This is a genomic window from Dinghuibacter sp., from assembly GCF_035492835.1.
Classification (GTDB): domain Bacteria; phylum Bacteroidota; class Bacteroidia; order Chitinophagales; family Chitinophagaceae; genus Dinghuibacter.
In genome coordinates this window covers 31,970-52,941 of record NZ_DATJIY010000267.1, presented here as the reverse complement: position 1 = coordinate 52,941, position 20,972 = coordinate 31,970, and the positions used below count along the sequence as shown (strand labels likewise).

Genomic DNA, 20,972 nt, shown 5'->3' with positions numbered 1-20,972 from the left:
GGGGGGCACCCCTCGACTATTCCTAACGTGCAACATGTCAAAGCGGAGGAAAGAGGGCGGGACCCCTCGAATATTCCGGCAGGCGGCATGTCAAAGCAGGGGGAAAGGGTTGGTCAGATCAAAAAAATTTGTTATCTTTATCGTGGATTCGCTTCAGGGTTTGGTCCTTTAAAATTCGAATCTTATGAGCAATTCGTCCGTACAGCTGAATGAACCCGTCATAAGGATAGTCGCCTTTGAAGTTGCGATACTTGCTATAGCATTTGCTTTCAGCCACTTACTTGTTATACCCCTTTTTTTATTGTTTGACTTTTACCTCCGCGGGTGGGACCTGCAGCGGTATAGTCCCCTTCGTCTGCTGGCAACCCAGATCAACCATTGGCTCCTCGGGAACCGGTTCAAGCCCGTCTATGCCCCCCCGAAAGTCTTCGCCGCGCGGATAGGCGCGATCGTAAGCCTGGCGATCATCATCGCTTATGTCTTCGAGTCCAGCGCCTTGAGCGTGGGATTGGCAGGGCTCATGATATGTGCGGCGCTGCTGGAATCGCTCGCCGGTTTTTGCGCCGGGTGCTACCTCTACGGCTATTACGAAAAGCTACGTCACCGCCTCCACTTTTGAGTCCGGCGCCGCCGCCGTACCTTTGCGCCCATGGGCTACAAAAAGCTGGTACGTTTTGCAGCGATAAAGAATTTTCCCCACGTCCTCGAATACCCGCAGGGCATGCCGGGCAAATGGGCGGACTTTTTCCACAATACTTATCCCACAACCCTCGAGCTGGCCTGTGGCAAAGGTGAATATACCATCGGGCTGGCCCGCTTATACCCGGAGGGCAATTATATTGGCGTGGACATAAAGGGCAACAGGATTTGGGTAGGCGCGAATCAAGCCATTAAAGAAGGGCTGAAAAACGTGGCATTCATTAGAAGCCAAATCGATTTTTTGCCAACCTATTTCGCAAAAGAAGAGGTAAAGGACATCTGGATTACCTTCCCTGACCCACAACTGCGGTCCTCCCGGGCCAAAAAGCGCCTGACGCACCCGCGTTTCCTCCGGCTCTACCGGGAGGTCCTCGCGCCCGGCGGCCAGATCCACCTCAAAACCGATTCGCCCGACCTGTATGCTTTTACCCGGAAGGTGATAGAGCTTTTCGACCTGCCGTTGTTCGAAGCCTCGGACGATATATACAAACAGGAGAAGATAAGCCCGGAGCTGAATATCCGAACCCACTACGAAGGCCTCGACATCGCCCGGTCCAGCCGTGTCCACTACCTCCGTTTCGGGCTGAGCGGATCGCTCCTCGACGACAGCCGTCTGGAGGCGTTAAAGGAAATGCTGTATGAAGGAGGGTGAGGATTTCTACTATAACGAAGACGGATACGTCGTGCTGACCGCCGCCTTTCACCTGAAGCGCGGCGATTGCTGCGGCAATGGGTGCAAACACTGTCCTTACGACTACAAAAACGTGCCCGGGCCCCGGCGCGCGGCGTTGCTTGAAAAACGGGAGAAACAGAACGATTTGCCCCGAAAACCATAAATTGCCCTTCCAAAACAACCGTATGCTTCGTTTCTCCTGGCTGGCCCTTTGTCTGGGTTTGTGCTTCACCGTTACTGCGCAGAATGGACCGGATACGTTAACTGCATTCATACAGGCCAACTACACGAAGATCGAACGGCGCATACCCATGCGGGACGGCGTTACGCTCTTTACCTCGATCTATATCCCCAGGGACTCCTCGGTGGATCACCCGATCCTGATGATGCGGACGCCTTATTCCTGCGCCCCCTATGGCGAAAGCAACTATCCCCGGAGGCTCGGACCCAGCCGGCTCTTTCCCGCCGAACGGTACATCTTCGTGGTCCAGGACGTCCGCGGACGCTATATGAGCCAGGGGCAGTTCCAGGAAATGACGCCCGCCGTCGACAACAAGAAGACCAAAAAGGACGTGGATGAGAGCAGTGACACCTACGATACCATCGACTGGTTGCTGAAAAACATCACCCACAACAACGGTAAGGTGGGCATCTATGGCATTTCGTATCCTGGCTTTTATGCCTCCGCCTCCCTGCCCGACGCCCACCCCGCGCTCAAGGCGGTGTCGCCCCAGGCGCCAGTGACGGACGAGTTCGTGGGCGACGACGCCAACCATCGGGGCGCGTTTTTCCTGATGGATAATTTCGACTTCATGAACGGCTTCGACCATCCGCGGCCGGAACCCTGGACAAAGTATCCACGGATCTTCCAGGTCGAATACAACGATGCCTATGACTTCTTCCTCAAGATGGGGCCCCTTAAAGCCGCGAACGATCTTTACTACAAGAACCAGAGCAAGATCTGGAACGAATACCTCGAACACCCCACCTATGACAGCTATTGGAGGGCGCGGAACATCCGGCCCCACCTTCGCAACGCCAAACCCGCGGTGCTGGTGGTCGGCGGCTGGTTCGACGCGGAGGACCAGTTCGGCGCGCTCAAGACCTTCGAGGCCGTCGACAAGCAGTCTCCCGGCGGAAACATCCACCTGCTGATGGGTCCCTGGACGCATGGCGCCTGGGCCCGCGGCGACTGGACGCACTACGCGGACTATAGCTTTGGCTCCAACACCAGCGCCTTTTTCCAGCAACAGGAGCTGGCCTTTTTCAACTACTACCTCAAGGGCGAAGGCAAATCGGACCTCGACAAGGCAACCGTTTTTGTCACCGGGACAAACGAATGGCAGAAGTATTCCTCCTGGCCCCCCGACGAAAGCGTCGCACAAACCTGGTTCCTGGGCGCCTCCCACACCTTATCCACCGATAAGGTGATGATCCCGACATCTTTCGACACGTATGTGTCCGATCCCGCGAACCCCGTCCCATACGTCAAAGGGGTAAAAGGGAACCGGGACAACAACTATATGGGCGCCGACCAGCGCTTTGCCTCCCTGAGGCCGGACGTGCTGACCTATACCAGCGACGTGCTGTCCAAGGACGTTACGCTGACGGGCGAGATCAACGCCGACCTGTACGTCTCCCTTAGCGGGACCGACGCGGATTTTGTAGTCAAGGTCATCGACGTCCTGCCCGTCGAGCCGGCTGGGGGCCCCGAAGGGGCGGACCGCAGGTCGGCGCCCGCGGCCGAGGAAAAGGCGCTGGGCGGTTACGAGCAGCTCGTCCGCGCGGAGGTGATGCGCGGCAAGTTCCGCAAAAGCTGGGAACACGCCGAAGCCTTCGAGCCGGGAACCGTCACCAAGGTGTCCTTTACCCTGAACTCCGTGGCGCACACCTTCAAGGCCGGGCACCGCATCATGGTGCAGGTACAAAGCAGCTGGTTCCCGCTGGTGGATTTGAATCCCCAGACCTTCGTGGACATCCCGAGGGCGTCGGCCGGCGATTTCAAAAAGGAGACCATCCAAATCTACCACGACACCAAACACCCGTCGTCGGTCACCGTGCGCCGGCTGCCGTAACCGGAACCCCGAGACGAGCCGCCAGCAGAGCTTTCATCCTATCGAGGTCCCCCGGCCCGTAAGCGATGATCCGCCCCGACGGGTCGATCAGCACATAGGTCGGCCGGCCCTCCACCTGGTAGTCCTTCAGTACCTGGCCGTCTCCCTTGAGCGTACTGTAAGACACCCGGTTGCCATCCAGGATCGTCTGCACCTTGCTCAGGTTCTCGGTGACGATCGAGAGCAGGCGGAAGTTCCGTCCCCGGTACGCCGAATCCAGCGCCGTCAGGTGAGGGAAGGCATCGATACACCAACCGCACCAGCTTTCCCAAAAGTCGAGCAACACATAATTGCCCCGGAGATCGCGTAGACGTACCCTACGGCCGTCAAGGGAAGTATAGGTGAAATCCGCCGCCATGGCCCCCTCCAGCGGGGAAGGTTTTGGCGGGCCCGGTTTTACATAGCGAGTCAGCTTGTAGTGCAAACCATCCGGCTCCAGGAGGCTGTCGGCCACCGGCCCGTCGGCCGTAAGACCGGAGATGACGAACCGCTGCGTAAACCGCGTGCCGTTAAAATACCCGGTGACCTCCGACCGGACGATCCTATAGGTATCCTTGTCCATCCAGAGACGCCGGACCGACTGAGCCCCCGACGCGTTGGGCCGCATGGCCGCGGTGATCACCCAGGCGGCCCCCGAATCCGCTACGCTCAGCCCCGCGCAAAAACGCATCAGGTGATCCACCAGCGCGGTGTCCGTCTCCAGGTCGAACAACGGCACCAGCGCCACCCGCGCCTTATAGGCGTTCCCGGAACTGCGCGGGTCGAATTCGGTAACCTCCTTTTCAGCGCTGCGGTATTCATGACAAAGTTTCCCGTTATAAAAGTAATCGAACCCGTCTCCCCGCACGTGCAGGTGGTACCCAAAGATGGTATCCCCCGGCGCCCGTTCCAGCCACTGGGTTCCGCTGATCGCAAAGACCGAGTCCTCCAGACCCGAATCGGTCTGCCGGTAATCGGAATGATAGACGAGGGTGTGCGTCTGCCGGATACGCGCTTCGGCCTCCAGCAGCACCTTTCGCGCAAACAGACTGTCCTGCAATAGACCCGCCAGCAATAGCAGCATATGTTTTTTTAGAAAATTACGTCATCCAAAAACGCCGCGCAGGCCTTTTCGATGGAGCGCCCCCGGTCTTCGGCCGGTGACGGTTCATCTAAAAACGAGCCCGGTTCGTCTAAAAACAGGCGCCACTCCAGGATAAAAACCGGAAATTGAGTTATGTCGAGGCAATGGAAAGAGGCGCTATTCTTCCTGGCGTTTTTCGTCGGGCTACCGGTCACGGTCGTCCTTCAATACGGCAGGGAGCCGGAATTGCGCGGGAATCCGTTTTGGCCCAGCCTTATATATCAATCCATTACCGGGCTGATCGACATAGTCCCTTTTTACCTCTTTTATCGTTGGATAGTGCCCCGGCTGTTGTTCAACAAACGCTATTGGGTCTTTGCGGGGGCGCTGATCCTCTACTACGTCTGCTTTGATATCTATGTTCTCGTCGCGGTCGATTGGCTGGTATCCCGTATGACCTTTCTCCCGGCCCTCGTGATAAAATGGGCTACCCCGGACTGGCATCGCGTGCCGCGGGTATCCGTGTATGGCTTTTTTTCGGACGTCCTTTTCACCACCGGCCTGGCGTACTATATGCGCTCGCGCGGGCAGGAACGCCAGGTACACGAGCTGCAAAAACAGCAGCTGCGTCTCGAGCTCGAGTACCTCAAGGCGCAAATGAACCCCCACTTCCTGTTCAACACCCTCAACAACATCTATTCGCTCGCGCAGGAGCAGTCTGGCCAGACGGCGCCCTTAGTCGCCCGTTTGTCCGAGCTGATGCGGTATGTCCTTTATGACTCGGAGGCGGAAAGGGTGCCCTTGTCCAGCGAAGTAGGCTTCATCAGGAACTACATGGACATCGAAAGCGTCCGCTATCCGGATCGCATCGACGTGCGGTTCGACTGGCAGGGGGAGTCGCAGGGCGTGCAGATCGAGCCCCTGCTGCTCATCCCGTTTGTCGAAAACGCCTTCAAGCATGGCATACGCGAGGAATTGGCCAAGGGCTTCGTGGAGGTCATTTCGCTGTTGTCCGACGGTGAGCTTACGTTCGAAGTCCGCAACAGCAAACCCGCCAACCGGGCGCCCACGACGGGAGGACTGGGTCTTCGCAATGTCCGCAAGCGCCTCGATCTGCTCTATCCGGGTAAACACCGGCTGGTAGTCTCGGACACGCCCGACGGCTTTGCGGTTTCACTCACCCTCCAGCTTACCTGATGCCGCGCTGTCTGATCATAGAAGACGAACCCCTGGCGCAGCTCGTGCTCCAGCGATACATCGGTCGACTCACCGCCTTCGACCTGGCCGGCGTATGCACCACGGCGGTCGAAGCCTTCGAGGCGTTACACCGTGAGAAGATCGACCTGATCTTCCTGGATATCCGCCTCCCGCACATCAACGGCATGGACTTCCTGAAATCGCTCAAGGACCCGCCACTGGTCGTATTCACCACCGCTTATCCCGAGTACGCTGCCCAAAGCTACGACCTCGAAGCGGTGGACTATCTCTTAAAGCCCATCACCGAAGAGCGCTTCCTCCGCTGTGTCGATAAAATCCTGCAACGTACGCCCGATACCCCCCGGCGGGATAACCTCATCCTCAAAGTAGATGGCGCGCTTGTCCGCATAAACCATGAGGATATCCTCTACATCGAGTCGCTCAAGGACTACCTCCGGGTGGTCACACCGGACGACGCCTACATAACCCATATGACCATGAAAGCGCTGGAAGGACTCCTACCCTCCGATGCGTTTGTACGCATACACCGGTCTTACCTGGTCGCGTTGTCCAAGGTCCGCGTACTAGGCGCCTCGGAATTACTAGTGGGGGAAAAAACGCTGCCCATAGGCGAAACCTACCGTCATCGCGTCGCGTCGCTGGGACGACTACTCTAGGGCGGCGCACGTGCTGAGCGTACGCACCGGGAAGTTTACCGAGGCGGCGATAAAGCACTTGGCATGCGCCGCATCGTGCAACCCGTCGACCTTGGCGACCATAGACCGCGTCGCCACCGTCACGGTTGGATGCAACACCACTTCCGTAAACCGTCCGCTGCCCTCTTTGGCCTCTTCCATAAGCCCTTTTGCGTGATCGACGTAGTCGACGACCGACACGCCGGCTTCCGAACACAGATGCAGGAACCAAAGCATATGACAGGAGCTCAACGAAGCCACCAGCAGCTCCTCCGGGTTATACCGGGACGGGTCGCCCCGGAAAGCCGGGTCGGACGAGCCCTGGAGATCGGGTTTTCCCGCCACGTGCTGGGTATAGCTGCGCTCGTAGGCGTTGTAGGCCTCCGTACCCCTGCCGCGGTTTCCCGTCCAGAGGAGGTCGACCTTATACTGGTGGATTTTACTCATGCTGAATAATTTCTGGCGGATCGCCTTCGGCGATCCTAGTAATATTTGCTGACCATAAGGTAAACGATCACCCCGGTAACGGCCACATAAAACCAGAGCGGCCAGGTGATCCTGGCGAGCTTCCGGTGTTTGTCGAAGCGCTCCTGGAAAGCCCGTTGCAGGGTGAACAGGACGAAGGGGATGATAATACCCGATAACACTATATGGGATGTCAATACGAAATAGTACACATAGCGCAACGACCCCGCTGCGGCCTTTTCCGCGGCGTCCAGGTGTCCGTCCTTGTTGAGGTCGCCGTACAGCGTCGATGGGTTGGAGGCGTGATAGATCACATAGGAGACCAGGAAGATCGCGCTCAACGCCACGGCTACCAGGTTAGCGACCTTGTGCGCCTGTCTCTGCCCGTGACGGATAAACCAAAGGCTGGCGAGCAGCAGGATGGCCACGGTAGCGTTCAGGGTCGCATGAAAAAGGGGGAGGACCGACGTATTAAAACCGAAATTCACCTTTACCGAGGGCACCAGGATCAGGAACGCCACGGCCAGGGGGACCGCCACCGAGACGATGATGATCGGGAGGGTCAGATTCTTATTCTTCATTTTGGGGCTTTAATATGTTCGACTTTTCACCCTTGTGCCGCTCCAGGCCCAGCAGGACGATGTCCTTTGCCAGTCGCGCCACGTCCATGGTATCTTCGCCGTTGTAGTAGCCGCGCACGAACCGGTCCTTGTCGAGCAGGATCAACCGGTCTGTGTGGACGAAATTCTGGTGGCCGCTGTCCACCGCCGCCACCTTGAAATCCCGCTCCGCCAGGGTATAGATCGAATCCCGGTTACCCGTCAGCATCCACCAGTTGTTGTGCTGGACCCCGAAGCGGTCCGCGTACTCCTTCAGCACGGGAACCGAATCCCTTACCGGGTCCACCGAAAATGAAACGAACTGGACGAGGGTATCGTTGCTCCGGAAGAGCTCCTGCAGACGCCGCATGTTGCGGGTAAGCGTAGGACAAAAGGAGGGGCAGTGCGTAAAAAAGAAGTCGGCCACCACGATTTTGCGCGGGACATCGCGCAGCGAAACCTCCTTCCCCAATTGGTTGGTGAGCGTAAAGTCGGGGATCACGTGCCATACCGTATCAAAATGGGTTTTCCCATGATCCGTCACCTCCACCACCGTATCCGCGATATAATGTCTGGGCATCGCCACTGCGCTGTCGCTGTAGTGTTTCAACACAAAATAGCAGGCCAGGGGAACAAAAATCACCAGGCACATGATCAACATCGACCGAGGGTTCATCCGAGCGAAATTTCGGCAAAGATACAACGCAAAAGCGGGCCGAAGCCCGCTTCCAGAATATCTTTTAAGGTGTGCCGGCGCCTCCGGCCAGGCCCGCCTATTTCAACGGCTCCGCCTCCGCGGGTTTAGCCACCTCGGTCGGGGCCTTTTCCCTGTCATGGGGCGCATACCGGTTCCTCAGGTTCAGCCAGGAGTCCCCGTCCGCCAGGAAGGCAACGATGAACCAGATAAAGAGCGTCAGCGGCACCAGGATGGTCCGGATCAGGTTTTTGACTTCGTAGTTGAGGTGCATGAATTCGCCGACGATCAACGCCGCCTTAACCAGGGTCATGGACAAAAAGACCAGGGCGTTGACCCACTGGTAACCCGCCGCGAAGTGGTGGCTGACCCGCATACCCCAAAACACCTCGAAGACGGTAATGAGGAGCATCCACCAGAAAACCCTCCATATCTTTTTGGTCGTCATCCCTTCCTCGTGCTCGTGGGGGACATCGTGAGCGTGTGTATTGACTTCAGACATACAATGACTTTTTATTCTGTTAGAGCAAGTAGTAGCAGGTGAATACGAATACCCATACCAGGTCCACGAAGTGCCAGTAGAGACCGACCTTTTCCACCATCTCATAGTGCCCGCGACGATCGTAGGTCCCTTTCAGGATGTTGGTCAGGATGACGCAGTTGATCACCACCCCGCTGAACACGTGGAAACCGTGGAAGCCCGTTACCGTAAAGAAATAATTGGTGAACGCCGTGCTCGCGACCGTACCGTCCCTGTTGGGGAAGGGGTTCCGGCCCCACCAGGCGCCCTCGTGGAAAAGGTGGTTCCATTCCCATGCCTGGCAACCCAAAAAGCAAAGCCCGCCGATGATCGTCAGGAACAGCCATTTGGCGGCGCCGTTCTTGTCCATATGGTGACCCGCGTTCACGGCCAGGACCATCGTAACCGAGCTCATGATCAGGATAAAGGTCATCAGGCTCACGAAGACAAGAGGCGCGCCGCTCTCGATAAACGGAGCGGAGCTGAACACCTTGTTCGGATCGGGCCACGATGAGAGCGAAAAACGGGTAGTCCACAGGGAGATCAGGAAAGCGCCAAACGTAAAGGCATCACTCATCAGGAAGAACCACATCATCAGCTTACCATAGCTTACATTGTAGGGGCTTTTACCTCCACTCCACCATGTTTGCTCATTCGCTACTGCAGCAGTTGCCATGAAATCGGGTTTAAAAGTCTATGAATTATTGAATCAATATAAAAAATACCAAAATATACAGCCACAACAAATCCACGAAATGCCAGTAGGTGCTTACGATCTCAATGGGCACCGCGCTGTAGTTCCGGCTCCGCGCGCTGAAGGCCCGGCCGAACTGGATGGTGAGCGCGATGATACCGCCCAGCACGTGTACGGCGTGCAGCCCGAAAATGATGTAGAGGAAGGAAACCGCTACGTCATTGGTGAACCGCAACCCCTGCCCCCAGAGGCTTTCGAAACCCCTGAACTGGAGGACCACAAAAAGCAGGCCCCCGACAGCCGTGATCGTCAGCAGCGACCGGTAGCGCTGCATCCGGCGTTCCTTGAAGGCCCTCAGGGCCATCTGGATCGTCAGGCTCGTGATCAGCAATACCCCCGTAGAATACCAAAAGATCGTGGGCAGGGTAAATCCCTGCCAGTCCGCCTGGTTGCGCTTCACGATCACCGCGCTCGTCAGACCGGCAAACATCATTACGATGCTGCCTATCGCGAGCCACAAGGTGAACTTGTGTGGGTGCAACCTCTTTCTCTCCGTCGCCATTCCAATAGTACTCATCAGTTTATAACAATATGCACTTTATCGAACAATAACGCCAGAAACACCACCGGCAGGTAGATATAACTGCTGAACATCACCCTCCTGGCCGCCTTGACCGACATCTCCGTGAGCAGCCTGATACACTGCACCAACAGGAAAACGTTGGCCAGCGCCACGACCGCCAGGCTCACCACCCCGCTCATGTGCAACATGTAGGGCAGAATTCCCACCGGGAACTGCGCCAGCGCATAGGTCACCGCCTGTACGGCCGTAAACCGCGTCGGACCCTTCTCCGAAGGCAGCAGCCTGAATCCGGCCCTCGAATAATCCCCGTGCGCCACCCAGGCGATCGCCCAGAAGTGCGGGAACTGCCAGAGGAACTGTATGCCGAAGAGCACCAGCCCGCCCGTCCAGTTGAACAGGGGACCGTTGTCGTAAGCCGCCGCCCAGCCAATCAGACAAGGGAGCGCCCCGGGTACAGCCCCGACCAGGACCGCCGTGGAGTTGACCTTTTTCAGCGGCGTATAGATGAATGCATACAGGAACAAACTGAATGCACCCAGCGCCGCCGCCTGCCAGCTAAAAAAGAACTTCAATATTCCGATACCCAGGACACCCGCCAGGAAGGCAAATACCCAGGCTTCCGATTCGCTCATCCTACCCGCCGCCACCGGCCGGCCGGCCGTACGCTTCATCATGGCGTCGGTGTCTTTCTCCACCACCTGGTTGATGGCATTGGCGCTGCCGGTCACCAGGAGTCCCCCGAGTGAGAGGAGCAGCACCATTTTCCAGTCCAGGGAAACGATGTTTGGCGCCAGCTCGTAGCTTACCACGCTGCTGAACACCACCATGATGCTCAGGGACAGCTTGACAAGCAGCAGGTAATCCTTCACCTTCTGCCTCACCGCATCCACGATGCCCCTCACTCCACTACCTGCTAACGTTTGTGTCAATGCGTGCTTTCGTTTGCTCCCACCGGTTCGGTCTGGGGTATGAAATCCCGGCCGTCCTTACCATAGTCATAAGCCCAACGGTGTACCTCGGGTATTTCACCGGGCCAGTTGCCGTGCCCCGGCCGGATGGGTGTGGTCCATTCCAGCGTTGTGGCTTTCCAGGGGTTCGCCTCCCGTACCTTGCGGCCTTTGAATATGCTGTAGAAGAAGTTGAAAAGGAAGAGTATCTGTACCGCGAAGGTGATCAGGGCCACCACGCTGATGAACTCGTTGAGACCGCTGAAGTTGCGGAAGGATACCCAGTTCTCGTAGTTCATGTACCGGCGGGGCATGCCTGCGAGACCCTCGTAGTGCATCGGCCAGAAGATACAGTAAGCGCCGATGATGGTCGCCCAGAAGTGGATATACCCGAGCGTGTTGTTCAGGTAGCGTCCGAACATCTTGGGATACCAGTGGTAGATACCGGCGAACATCCCGAAGAAGGAGGCCACACCCATCACTATGTGGAAGTGGGCGATCACGAAGTACGTATCGTGGAGGTGGATGTCAAGGGCGGAGTTACCCAGCCAGATACCCGTCAGGCCACCCGAGATAAAGAGGCTTACAAAACCGATCGCGAACATCATCCCCGGGGTGAGGCGGATATTGCCCCGCCAGAGCGTCGTCAGCCAATTGAAGACCTTAATGGCCGACGGGATGGCGATCAGCAACGTGAGCAACACGAAGAACGAGCCCAGGAAGGGGTTCAGACCGGTCACGAACATATGGTGCGCCCACACCAGGAACGCCAGGATGGTGATCGCGAACAGCGAACCCACCATCGCCATGTACCCGAAGATGGGTTTCCGCGAGTTGACGGCGATTATCTCTGACGCCATACCCATGGCAGGGAGCAGGATGATATACACTTCCGGGTGACCCAGGAACCAGAACAAGTGCTGGTAGAGGATGGCGCTGCCACCTTCATTGGGGAGCACGGTCCCGTTGGCCAGGTAAATATCGGACAGGTAGAAGCTCGTACCGGCGTGGCGGTCGAACAACAACAGGATAAAGCCGGAGAACAACACGGGGAAGGACAACACCCCGAGCACGGCGGTAAAGAACAGCGCCCATACGGTCAAGGGCAGCTTGGTCATGCTCATGCCCTTGGTGCGCATGTTGAGGATCGTGGAAATATAGTTCAGACCGGCCAGCAGCTGCGATACGACAAACAGCGCCATCGCGATCAACCAGAGGTCCATGCCTGCTTTCGACCCGTCGGAGGCGCCACCCAGCGCGCTCAGGGGAGGATAAGCGGTCCAGCCACCGCTGGCTGGGCCTGTTTGGACGAACAGGGAGGAGAACATGACCACCGATGCCATGAAGAAGAACCAGTAGGAGAGCATGTTCATGAAGGGGGAGGCCATATCCCGGGCGCCCACCTGCAGGGGGATCAGGAAGTTGGCGAAGGTGCCGCTCAGACCGGCGGTCAACACGAAGAACACCAGCACGGTCCCGTGCATGGTCACCAGCGCGTAGTAGAACTCGGGGTTCAGGTGGCCGCCTTTTGCCCAGTGGCCCAGCAGGGTTTCCAGGAAGGGGAAGCTCTGATCGGGATAGCCGAGCTGAAGACGGAAGATCACCGAGAACAAACCACCCACCACGGCCCAGAACATACCCGTGATCAGGAACTGTTTCCCGATCATCTTGTGGTCCTGGCTGAAAACATATTTCGTGATGAACGTGTCATGGTGTTCATGGAACTCATGGACTTCGTGGTGGTGGGTGCTCACCGCTTGTCCGCTCTGAAGGATGGCTTCGTTACTCATGATATCCGCTTATTTATATATTCTTCTTATGCTTACTTAATGCTTGCTGTTACTCGATGCACCGAGGACGAGTCCTGGGTGGACGGGGGAGGCGTGGGTGTCGCGCCGGGGGCCTTCTCGGGGAAAGCCGCATAATAGTTGGGCTTTTGGGCGTCCAGCCACTTCTTATAGTCATCCTCGCTGTCGACCACGATGATACCGCGCATCCCGAAGTGGCCGGGGCCGCACATCTGGTCGCAGGAGATTTCGTATACGAAGTCGGGGTTCCCCGTCTTTTTCTTCATCTCTTCCGTCGTGAACTGGGGAGTGAACCACATCGTCGTGGGGATTCCCGGAACCGCATCCATCTTCATGCGGAACTGGCTCAGACCCACGTCGTGGATCACGTCGCGGGAGTGGATGATCAGCTTCACGGGGTGGTTCACGGGGATATGCAGCTCCGACGTCTCCACGAGGTCGTCCTGGTTCGCGGGGTCGTCCCACAGCTGGCCCAGAGGGTTGCTCTTGTTCTCGTCGATGTTCTTGAAATAAGTCTTGCCGAATTTGCCGTCATGACCGGGATAGCGATAGATCCAGTTGAATTGTTTGCCGGTGATCTCCACCTCGATGGCGTCCTTGGGCGCTTCCCCGGTCATATGGAACCAGTATTTCAGACCAAACACGACCAGCACCAGCAGGAAAATCGCGGGAACGACTGTCCATAGCACTTCCAGCTTGTTATTGTGGGGGAAATAAAAGGCCTTACGGTTTGGCTTCTCCTGGAAACGAAACACAAACGTAAACAACAGGATCTGCAGGATGACAAAAACCACACCGGTGATAGCCAAGGTGATCCATAGCATCTTGTCGATATCCATCCCTTCCTTGGAAGCGGAGGTCATGGGCAGGAGAGTCTTTTTGTAGAGGAGGTCATTACACCACCACACCCCGATCAGGCCGACCACCAGGAAGGCCAGCATCAGGAAGGCGTTGATCCGGTTGTTTTGCGCGCGGGACTTTTCTTCGCCTTTCAGTACACTCACATACTCGCTAGCCTTGGCGATCTGGAAGACCACCACGAAGACCAGTATAATCGTTGCTATCAGAAGAAATGACATGATCTATCGAAATTATCTTTAGGTATGGTGTATAATGCTTTCTTTGAGGAAAGGCGAGTTCATCGGCACCAGGGAGGCCTTTTCCAGCTGTTTGGCGGTCACGTAGATGACCGTTCCTACGAAGCCGGCCAGGATGCCGAACTCATACCAGCTCATCGACGCGTGGTCCTTCATCGGACCGGGCATCACCATCTGGTAGAAGTCCAGCCAGTGACCGAAGATGATCAGGACGCCCATGAACGTCATCACCGCATAGTTGCGCTTCGAGTCGCGGGTCATCAGGATCAGGATCGGACACACAAAGTTAATGATCAAATTCAGCAAAAAGATCGGCCGGAACGAGCCCCAGAGGCGGATACCGAAATAAGTCGTCTCGTCGGGGATGTTGGCGTACCAGGTCAGCATATATTGCGCGAACCACAGATATGTCCAGAAGATCGAGAACGCAAACATATACTTGCCGAGGTCGTGCAGGTGCTCCTCGTTCGCGAGCTCCAGCTTACCCTGGTTCTTCAGATAGATGAAGAACAAGGCGATAAAGGAAAGTGCTGATACCCATGTGCTTGCAAATGTGTACCACCCGTACATGGTGCTCGACCATTTGGCGTCGATACTCATCAGCCACAACCAGGAGGGAGCGGAGGAGATACCCACAGCGTAAAAGACCACGAAGACCGCGCAGATGGTCACCATCTTCCTGAAGTAGGAACGGTCCCCGAAGGCGCCGTTGTCTTCGGCAATCGATGTTTTACGAAATGCAGTCCTGGTCCACATCCACACCCCCATAAAGAGGATGGAGGAGACGACGAAGAAGGCCTGCCCCTGGAAACCGTGCTTACGGAGCAATTCCTTGTCCGTGCCGGGGGTTTTCCAGGTGTATATGTAGTGGTCCTTTGCGACAAAAATGTAGAGGAAGAAAACAATCGCCAGGATGATCCCGCCCACGTACATGTACCCCGAAATGGCTTCAGGAATACGGCGGACCAGGGTTTGCCATCCGCCCATGGCCAGGGTGTGCGCCACGATAAAAAAGAACGCCGCCACCGAGATCAGGAAAAAGAAGGTGCTGTCCTGGATCAGGCTGGCCCAGAAACGCGTCGTCTCGAAGTGTTGCTCCGGCCCGCTATAGAACGGGTGCAGGAAGATAATCCCCAGCAGGAGGGTCAGCACGCCAATCGCAATCAGCGCCAGGGACCAGGTTTTCAATCGTGCCGGTATGGTGAATTGTTCCTTCATCGTCAAAATACTTTATACGTGATCGTTGATGGCTTTAGATTCTCGATTTCGTCCCCGTGCTGTCCGTCGTCGCCGGTGTGGGCTTGTTGGACGGCAGGGAGGCCGTTTGTTGTGCCTTGATATATTGGATGACCATCCAGCGCTGTTTGCGGGTCAGCTGGGACGCATAGCTTCCCATCATGTTCTTGCCGTAGGTGACGGAATAGAACATCTGGCCTTCCGGCATGCTCATGTACTGGGCGCCGCCGACGAGCTGGGCGGGGTGGGCGGAAAAGGGCCCGCTACCGTCTTTCCACAGGGGGCCGTTGCCATCCAGCTTGGCCCCGTGACAAATGGCGCAGTTGATGTTGAACAGGCGACCGGCCTCCGCCAGGTCCGCGGAGTCGAGCGGCGACAAGGGGTCTTTTACCTGCCTGGAGGCGATGTAGTTCGTCGTGTCGCCGCTGGCGTCCTTGGCATAAGGGAAGGGCAGCTCTTCACCGCGGGCGATGGTGCCCGCGACCGGCATATGGTCGAAGTGAACGCCCTCGTCCGTCAGGTCCTGCGTCGAAGCGTAGGTTTCATACGCCCGGCTATAGGTCATGTCCGGCATGTAGATGCGGCCGGGATTCCGTTGCACGCCACCACAACCGACCAGACCCACCACCAAAGTGCCCGTCAAAACGCTGGAAATTATCTTAGTCATTTTCATCGTTATATAATTTGTTAGACCAGCTCCTCCTTGTATAATACCTGCTCCTTGTCATAGGTACCCCACCACCAGCCGGCTTCGGCGTGCTGGACGTTGATGTCCGCGGCGCCGACCGTGCTCAGGAAAGCCTTGACCTCCTCGGTGTTGGTGTGCTCGGTGCACTCGATCACCATCGTAAACGTATCGTCGGTGGAGCGGGGATTGAAGACGTGCTTCTTGACGCCGGGGGCCAGCGCGCACAACCAGCAAAAGGTGTACACCATACCCACCGCGGCGAACAATACTGTAAGCTCGAAGGTGATGGGTATCATGGCGGGCAACGGGATGTGGGGCTTACCACCGATGTTCATCAGCCAGTCTACGTCGAAGATCCAGCTGATCCCGCACAGCGCGGTCGTGGTCCCGGTGATGCCGTAGATAAAACCGGCCGTGTGCAGCTGCGTTTGTTTCAAACCCAGGGCATGATCCAGACCGTGCACGGGAAAGGGCGTATATACGTCGTGTATCTTGTAACCGGCGGAGCGCACCCGCTTGACGGCGGGGAACAGCACCTCTTCATCGGTGAAATTGCCTACAACGAACTTTTTGATTGCCATAATGCGTTTCGTTTTTATAATTAATGCCCGTGCTCGCTTGGCGCATGTTTGTGAACAAATTCATCGACGCTCTCCTTTTCGATGCCTTCCATACCCCGCTTGAAATTCTCCCCGGAGGTCTTCAGGACGGCCTTGATTTCCGCCACGGCGATAACCGGGAAGTATTTGGCAAACAGGAAATAACAGGTGAAGAACAGCCCTATGGTCCCCATGAAGAACCCGACTTCCCAGATGGTCGGCCGGTAGAAGGTCGACCAGGAGGACGGCAGATAGTCGCGGTACAGGGAGGTCACGATAATCACAAAGCGCTCGAACCACATCCCGATGTTCACCACGACACTCATGATAAAGGTGAACTGGATGTTCCGGCGTAGCTTCGCCGACCAGAACAGCTGGGGAGACACCACGTTACAGGTCATCATCGTCCAGTAGGCCCAAACATAGGGACCGGCGATGCGGTACTTGTAGAAGGCGTCGTATTCGTAGGGGTTACCCGAGTACCAGGCTATGAAGAGCTCGGTCAGGTAGGCACAACCCACGATCGAACCGGTCATCACGATGACCTTGTTCATGGCCTCGATGTGCCCGATGGTGATGTAGTCTTCCAGGCGGAGGACCTTACGCGTGATGATCAGCAGCGTCTGGACCATCGCAAAACCGGAGAAGATGGCCCCCGCGACGAAGTAGGGCGGGAAGATCTGCGTGTGCCAGCCCGGGATGACGGAGGTGGCGAAGTCCATGGATACTATGGTGTGCACCGAAAGCACCAGGGGGGCGGAGAGACCGGCCAGAACCAGGGCCAGGGCTTCAAAACGCTGCCAGTGCTTGGTGGAACCCGACCAGCCGAAGGAGGTCAGGCCGTAGAAGAATTTCCGGAATTTAGTCTTGGCCCGGTCGCGGAGAGTCGCCAGGTCGGGGAGCAGACCCGAGTACCAGAACAACAGCGATACGGTAAAGTACGTGGAGATGGCGAACACGTCCCAGAGCAGCGGGGAGTTGAAGTTCACCCATACAGGCCCGCGGGTATTCGGATAGGGCATTACGAAGAAGGCGATCCAAACGCGACCCATGTGCCAGATCGGGAACTGGCCGGCGCACATGACCGCGAAGATGGTCATGGCTTCCGCCGCGCGGTTCACGCCCGTCCGCCAGCCCTGGCGGAACAGCAGCAGGATCGCGGAGATCAGCGTACCGGCGTGACCGATACCGACCCACCAGACGAAGTTGGTGATGTCCCAGCCCCAACCGATCGTCCGGTTCAGGTTCCACTGGCCGATACCGTAGGTAACGTCCCGGTAGATCGAGTAGACCCCGAAGAGCAGCAGGAGCACCGATATGCCGAAACCGACATACCAGGACTTCAGGGGCTTCACCTCGATAGGCCGGCAGATATCCTCCGACACCTGGTGATAGTCCTTATCACCATCCACTAACGGTTCTCTGAGCGTTGATTCGTACTTTAACAAAGACATTGGGCTCTATTATTTGATTATTGCTCTCTTTTGTTGATCTCTTATGCTTCTTTCTCCATTCCCACCTTGCGTTCGGTGTTCCGCACCTTGGCCAGGTAGTTGACGTTCGGCAACACGTGCAGTTCTTCCAGGGCGTAGTATACGCGGTTCTTGTTTTCCCGTTTGCGGAGGTTGAAAATTTCGCTGGAGGAGTCGTTCGCGTTCCCAAAGACGATGGCGTGGGTGGGGCAGGCCTGGGCGCAGGCGGTCCGTACTTCGCCGTCGCGGAGCGGGCGGCTGTCCTTCTTGGCGTTGAGCTTGCCTTCCTGGAGACGCTGTACGCAGAAGGAGCACTTCTCCATCACGCCGCGACCGCGGACGGTCACGTCGGGGTTGAGGACCATCCGGCTCAGCGGGTCGTTCATGTCGTTGAGGATGGGGTCGATCCAGCCTTCTTCAACCAACGGTTTCTGGTTGTCGGGGAAGCTGTCGGCGCCCAGCCAGTCGTACCAGTTGAAGCGACGGACCTTGAAGGGACAGTTGTTGGCGCAATAACGCGTACCGATACAGCGGTTATACGCCATCTGGTTCAACCCCTCGGTGGAGTGGTTGGTCGCGTTCACCGGGCAGACGTTTTCGCAGGGCGCGTTGTCGCAGTGCTGACACATCATCGGCTGGAAGACCACGTCCGGATTTTCCATGTCGCCGCTGAAGTAGCGATCGATACGGATCCAGTGCATCTCGTGGGCCTTGGCCACCTGGATCTTGCCGACGACGGGCACGTTGTTTTCAACGTTACACGCCACCACGCAGGCCCCGCAACCGATACACGCGCTCAGGTCGACACTCATTCCCCAGGCGATACCGAACCGGTCGTAGACGTCTTCGTCTTTGTACAGCGTCCCGTTCTCCCGGAAGTTGTCACCGTATTCCTCCTCCAATTCCTTGTCCATCTGGCGGAAGATATCGGGGGATTCCCTGAATGTCCCGACCGTAGCCTCCTTGATGACGGACGTACGGCCTTCGTATACATTATGGAGCTGGGTCTGTGCGATTTTATAGGTGTCGCCGGCGGCGGTAACCGAAGCGTCGGTCGCCGCGTAAGTGAAGCCCGTCCCGTCATACCCGACCAGCGGGTATGCGTTCTGACCGATCCCGCCACCAGCCAGGCCGATCTTGGGATCGCGGCCGTAACCCAGCGCGACGCCTATTACGTCCGGGTGAACCCCGGGTATGATGATGGCGGCGAGCTTATAGGTCTTGTCTCCCACCTTTACGCTGACGGTGGGTTTGCCGATTTCCACCTCGTAGTGGTCGCCGGCGTGGATGTTCATCTTGGCGGCGAGGGCCGGGGAAAGGATGGCGTAATTGTCCCAGGTGATGCGGGTCACCGGGTCGGGCATTTCCTGGAGCCAGGGGTTGTTGGCCAGGGCGCCGTCTCCGATGGAGACCTTTTGATAGAGCACCACTTCGACCTGTCCGCCGGCTTTGGCTTGCGCCAGCGCTGACGTGGCCGCGCTTACCGGGCCGCTGTTAAAGGCGGCCGTGCCGATAGCGGGCTCCTGCGCGGGCTCCGAAATACCTGCCTGGAGCGCCAGGTCGAAGGCGTCGATGCCGCCCAGCTTGGCTACCCAATATTCCTTGAAATAATTTTCGTAGTCCTTGTCGTTGCCACTCCACTTCAGCAGGGAGGTAGCAAAGGCGCGGGTCTTGAACAGGGGGGCGATCGTCGGCTGCAGGAACGAAACATAACCGGGTTTCAGTTCGGCGTCACCCCAGCTTTCCAGGTAGTGGTGTACCGGGAGGATGTACTGGCACAGCGTGGCGGTCTCGTCTTCCACCTGGGCGAAGGCCACCGTAAGGGGCACCTTCGCCAGACCCGATTTGAACTTGTCCGCCTGGTAATAATTATAGACGGGGTTGGGCCCGAAGATGAAGAGGGCGCCGATGCTGCCGGCGTTCATGTCGTCGACCAGCTTCACCATGTCCGCGTCGATACCCTGGCGATAGTTCAGGGTGCCGGTCCAGTCTATGGTCTTGCCGCCCGCGCCGATCAATTCGTTGATGGCGTGTACGACGATCTGCACATTTTTGTCGTTGCTGCCCGCAACCACCAGGGCGTTGCCACCGGCGGCCTTGAGCTCCTTGGCGGCCTGGACGATGCCATCTTTCAACCTTTGCTCGGTCAGCGCGGGTGCGGATACGGACCCGCCGAGCGCCTGGTAGAGAGCCAGGACGACAGCCCCGGTTTGAGACGGCTTGAAAGTATAACGCTCATCGGCGTTGGCCCCGGTCATGGAGAAGGTCCCTTCGAACTGGAAGTGACGGCTCATGTCCAGGTTGGCGTCGGTGACACGGCGGCCTTCGGCGTATTGACGCGCAAAGGTCGCCGGGCTTACCCAGGTACCCAGGAAGTCGGCGTCGATAGAAACGATCACCTTGGCCTTGTCGAACCGGTAACCCGGGATCGCGCGCTTGCCGTATACGGCCTCGGAGGCCTGGAGCAACCCGCTGTAGGAAACGGCGTCGACCGTAACCTGGCGGGTGGAGGGGAATTTCTTGGTAAAGTCGTCGATCGCTGCCTTGATGGTCGGCGAGGAAATCGTGCTGGTCAGGAGCACGATCGGTTTGGAACCGTTGCCGGCCAGCGCCTGGGCGATCTTTTTGTCGATGGCTTCGAACGTGGGCTCGTTCCCTTTACCCTCTTTGGGGTTCCGGACACGGTTCACGTCGTACAGACTGAGCACGGAGGCCTGCACGCGGGCGTTGGTGACGCCCTTGGTGATCGTGGACTTTTCGTTCCCTTCAATCTTGATGGGGCGGCCGTCGCGGACCTTCGCCAGCACCGGGATCATGTCCCCGTCCTGTACAAAGGTCGTGGCGTAGTAGTTCGCCACACCGGGCACGATGTCCTCGGGCTTATTCAGGAAGGGGATGGACTTGCGGACGGGCATTTCACAGCTGGCCGCCAGCGCCGCGGCTGCGGTGCTGAAGCCCAGGTACTTCAGGAAGTCCCTCCGGGGCGCCTTGGCGTCGAAGAGTCCCTCGTCGGGCGACACGACAGGAAGGCTTTCCTGAAATTCATCCTTTGCCAGTTGATTAAAAGCCTCGGAACCGTCTTTCTGTCCAAAACTTTGCCAGTGCTCTTTCTTTTGCATATGAATTAGT

General features: G+C 57.4%; 22 protein-coding genes. 7 read left to right on the top strand and 15 right to left on the bottom strand.

Going from position 1 to position 20,972, the window contains the following annotated elements:
* From VL547_RS23575 to VL547_RS23555, 5 genes are all read left to right on the top strand, one after another.
* Window positions 1–213, top strand: a 213-nt coding sequence (locus VL547_RS23575) for a hypothetical protein (protein WP_325582668.1), incomplete at its 5' end; no start/stop codon positions are given.
* Window positions 185–619, top strand: coding sequence for a DUF4395 domain-containing protein (locus tag VL547_RS23570; protein ID WP_325582665.1), 435 nt, complete (start codon window positions 185–187; stop codon window positions 617–619). The genes VL547_RS23575 and VL547_RS23570, both read left to right, overlap by 29 nt.
* Before the next feature lie 30 nt (window positions 620–649).
* Window positions 650–1,351 (top strand): tRNA (guanosine(46)-N7)-methyltransferase TrmB, encoded by a 702-nt coding sequence (trmB, locus tag VL547_RS23565; protein WP_325582663.1) that lies wholly within the window; start codon window positions 650–652, stop codon window positions 1,349–1,351.
* Window positions 1,338–1,535, top strand: coding sequence for a DUF5522 domain-containing protein (locus tag VL547_RS23560; protein WP_325582661.1), 198 nt, complete (start codon window positions 1,338–1,340; stop codon window positions 1,533–1,535). The genes trmB and VL547_RS23560 overlap by 14 nt, the downstream gene beginning before the upstream one ends.
* 22 nt (window positions 1,536–1,557) lie before the next feature.
* Window positions 1,558–3,447 carry a CocE/NonD family hydrolase gene (locus VL547_RS23555; protein ID WP_325582659.1) on the top strand — a complete coding sequence of 630 codons (1,890 nt, stop codon included), beginning with the start codon at window positions 1,558–1,560 and terminating at the stop codon, window positions 3,445–3,447.
* Here VL547_RS23555 and VL547_RS23550 read toward each other — a convergent pair.
* Window positions 3,425–4,549, bottom strand: a complete 1,125-nt coding sequence (locus VL547_RS23550) for a TlpA disulfide reductase family protein (RefSeq protein ID WP_325582657.1) — start codon at window positions 4,547–4,549, stop codon at window positions 3,425–3,427. The two genes, VL547_RS23555 and VL547_RS23550, sit on opposite strands and share 23 nt — an antisense overlap.
* Window positions 4,550–4,702: 153 nt before the next feature.
* On the opposite strand from VL547_RS23550, the gene VL547_RS23545 reads away from it, so the two are divergent.
* Together VL547_RS23545 and VL547_RS23540 are read left to right on the top strand one after the other, a co-directional pair.
* The gene (locus VL547_RS23545; RefSeq protein WP_325582655.1) at window positions 4,703–5,746 is read left to right on the top strand and encodes a sensor histidine kinase; all 1,044 of its coding nucleotides are present in this window, start codon (window positions 4,703–4,705) and stop codon (window positions 5,744–5,746) included.
* A complete protein-coding gene (locus VL547_RS23540) occupies window positions 5,746–6,423 on the top strand; it encodes a LytTR family DNA-binding domain-containing protein (RefSeq protein WP_325582653.1) in 678 nt (225 codons plus the stop codon). Before VL547_RS23545 ends, VL547_RS23540 begins: the two co-directional genes overlap by 1 nt.
* Here VL547_RS23540 and VL547_RS23535 read toward each other — a convergent pair.
* From VL547_RS23535 to VL547_RS23470, 14 genes are all read right to left on the bottom strand, one after another.
* The gene (locus VL547_RS23535; RefSeq protein WP_325582651.1) at window positions 6,415–6,888 is read right to left on the bottom strand and encodes an OsmC family protein; all 474 of its coding nucleotides are present in this window, start codon (window positions 6,886–6,888) and stop codon (window positions 6,415–6,417) included. The two genes, VL547_RS23540 and VL547_RS23535, sit on opposite strands and share 9 nt — an antisense overlap.
* A gap of 35 nt (window positions 6,889–6,923) precedes the next feature.
* Window positions 6,924–7,487 carry a DUF420 domain-containing protein gene (locus tag VL547_RS23530; protein WP_325582649.1) on the bottom strand — a complete coding sequence of 188 codons (564 nt, stop codon included), beginning with the start codon at window positions 7,485–7,487 and terminating at the stop codon, window positions 6,924–6,926.
* Window positions 7,477–8,181 (bottom strand): SCO family protein, encoded by a 705-nt coding sequence (locus VL547_RS23525; protein ID WP_325582647.1) that lies wholly within the window; start codon window positions 8,179–8,181, stop codon window positions 7,477–7,479. The genes VL547_RS23530 and VL547_RS23525 overlap by 11 nt, the downstream gene beginning before the upstream one ends.
* A gap of 97 nt (window positions 8,182–8,278) precedes the next feature.
* On the bottom strand, window positions 8,279–8,701 hold the full coding sequence (locus VL547_RS23520; protein WP_325582645.1) for a cytochrome C oxidase subunit IV family protein: 423 nt from the start codon (window positions 8,699–8,701) through the stop codon (window positions 8,279–8,281).
* Between the two features lie 19 nt (window positions 8,702–8,720).
* Complete coding sequence (locus VL547_RS23515) at window positions 8,721–9,395, bottom strand: cytochrome c oxidase subunit 3 (RefSeq protein WP_325582641.1); 675 nt, start codon at window positions 9,393–9,395, stop codon at window positions 8,721–8,723.
* 25 nt (window positions 9,396–9,420) lie between these two features.
* Window positions 9,421–9,990: a cytochrome c oxidase subunit 3 gene (locus tag VL547_RS23510; RefSeq protein WP_325582639.1), complete on the bottom strand. Its 570-nt coding sequence runs from the start codon at window positions 9,988–9,990 to the stop codon at window positions 9,421–9,423.
* Window positions 9,990–10,925 carry a heme o synthase gene (gene cyoE, locus VL547_RS23505; RefSeq protein WP_325582636.1) on the bottom strand — a complete coding sequence of 312 codons (936 nt, stop codon included), beginning with the start codon at window positions 10,923–10,925 and terminating at the stop codon, window positions 9,990–9,992. Before cyoE ends, VL547_RS23510 begins: the two co-directional genes overlap by 1 nt.
* Window positions 10,922–12,733: a cytochrome c oxidase subunit I gene (locus VL547_RS23500; protein WP_325582634.1), complete on the bottom strand. Its 1,812-nt coding sequence runs from the start codon at window positions 12,731–12,733 to the stop codon at window positions 10,922–10,924. Before VL547_RS23500 ends, cyoE begins: the two co-directional genes overlap by 4 nt.
* Before the next feature lie 32 nt (window positions 12,734–12,765).
* The gene (locus VL547_RS23495) at window positions 12,766–13,830 is read right to left on the bottom strand and encodes a cytochrome c oxidase subunit II (protein WP_325582631.1); all 1,065 of its coding nucleotides are present in this window, start codon (window positions 13,828–13,830) and stop codon (window positions 12,766–12,768) included.
* A gap of 18 nt (window positions 13,831–13,848) precedes the next feature.
* On the bottom strand, window positions 13,849–15,066 hold the full coding sequence (locus tag VL547_RS23490) for a quinol:cytochrome C oxidoreductase (protein ID WP_325582629.1): 1,218 nt from the start codon (window positions 15,064–15,066) through the stop codon (window positions 13,849–13,851).
* A 34-nt stretch (window positions 15,067–15,100) separates the two neighbouring features.
* The gene (locus VL547_RS23485) at window positions 15,101–15,751 is read right to left on the bottom strand and encodes a cytochrome c (RefSeq protein ID WP_325582627.1); all 651 of its coding nucleotides are present in this window, start codon (window positions 15,749–15,751) and stop codon (window positions 15,101–15,103) included.
* Between the two features lie 20 nt (window positions 15,752–15,771).
* Window positions 15,772–16,353 (bottom strand): DUF3341 domain-containing protein, encoded by a 582-nt coding sequence (locus VL547_RS23480; protein ID WP_325582625.1) that lies wholly within the window; start codon window positions 16,351–16,353, stop codon window positions 15,772–15,774.
* Between the two features lie 20 nt (window positions 16,354–16,373).
* Complete coding sequence (gene nrfD / locus VL547_RS23475; protein ID WP_325582623.1) at window positions 16,374–17,825, bottom strand: NrfD/PsrC family molybdoenzyme membrane anchor subunit; 1,452 nt, start codon at window positions 17,823–17,825, stop codon at window positions 16,374–16,376.
* A 41-nt stretch (window positions 17,826–17,866) separates the two neighbouring features.
* Window positions 17,867–20,962, bottom strand: a complete 3,096-nt coding sequence (locus VL547_RS23470) for a TAT-variant-translocated molybdopterin oxidoreductase (RefSeq protein ID WP_325582621.1) — start codon at window positions 20,960–20,962, stop codon at window positions 17,867–17,869.
* Window positions 20,963–20,972 lie beyond the last annotated feature (10 nt).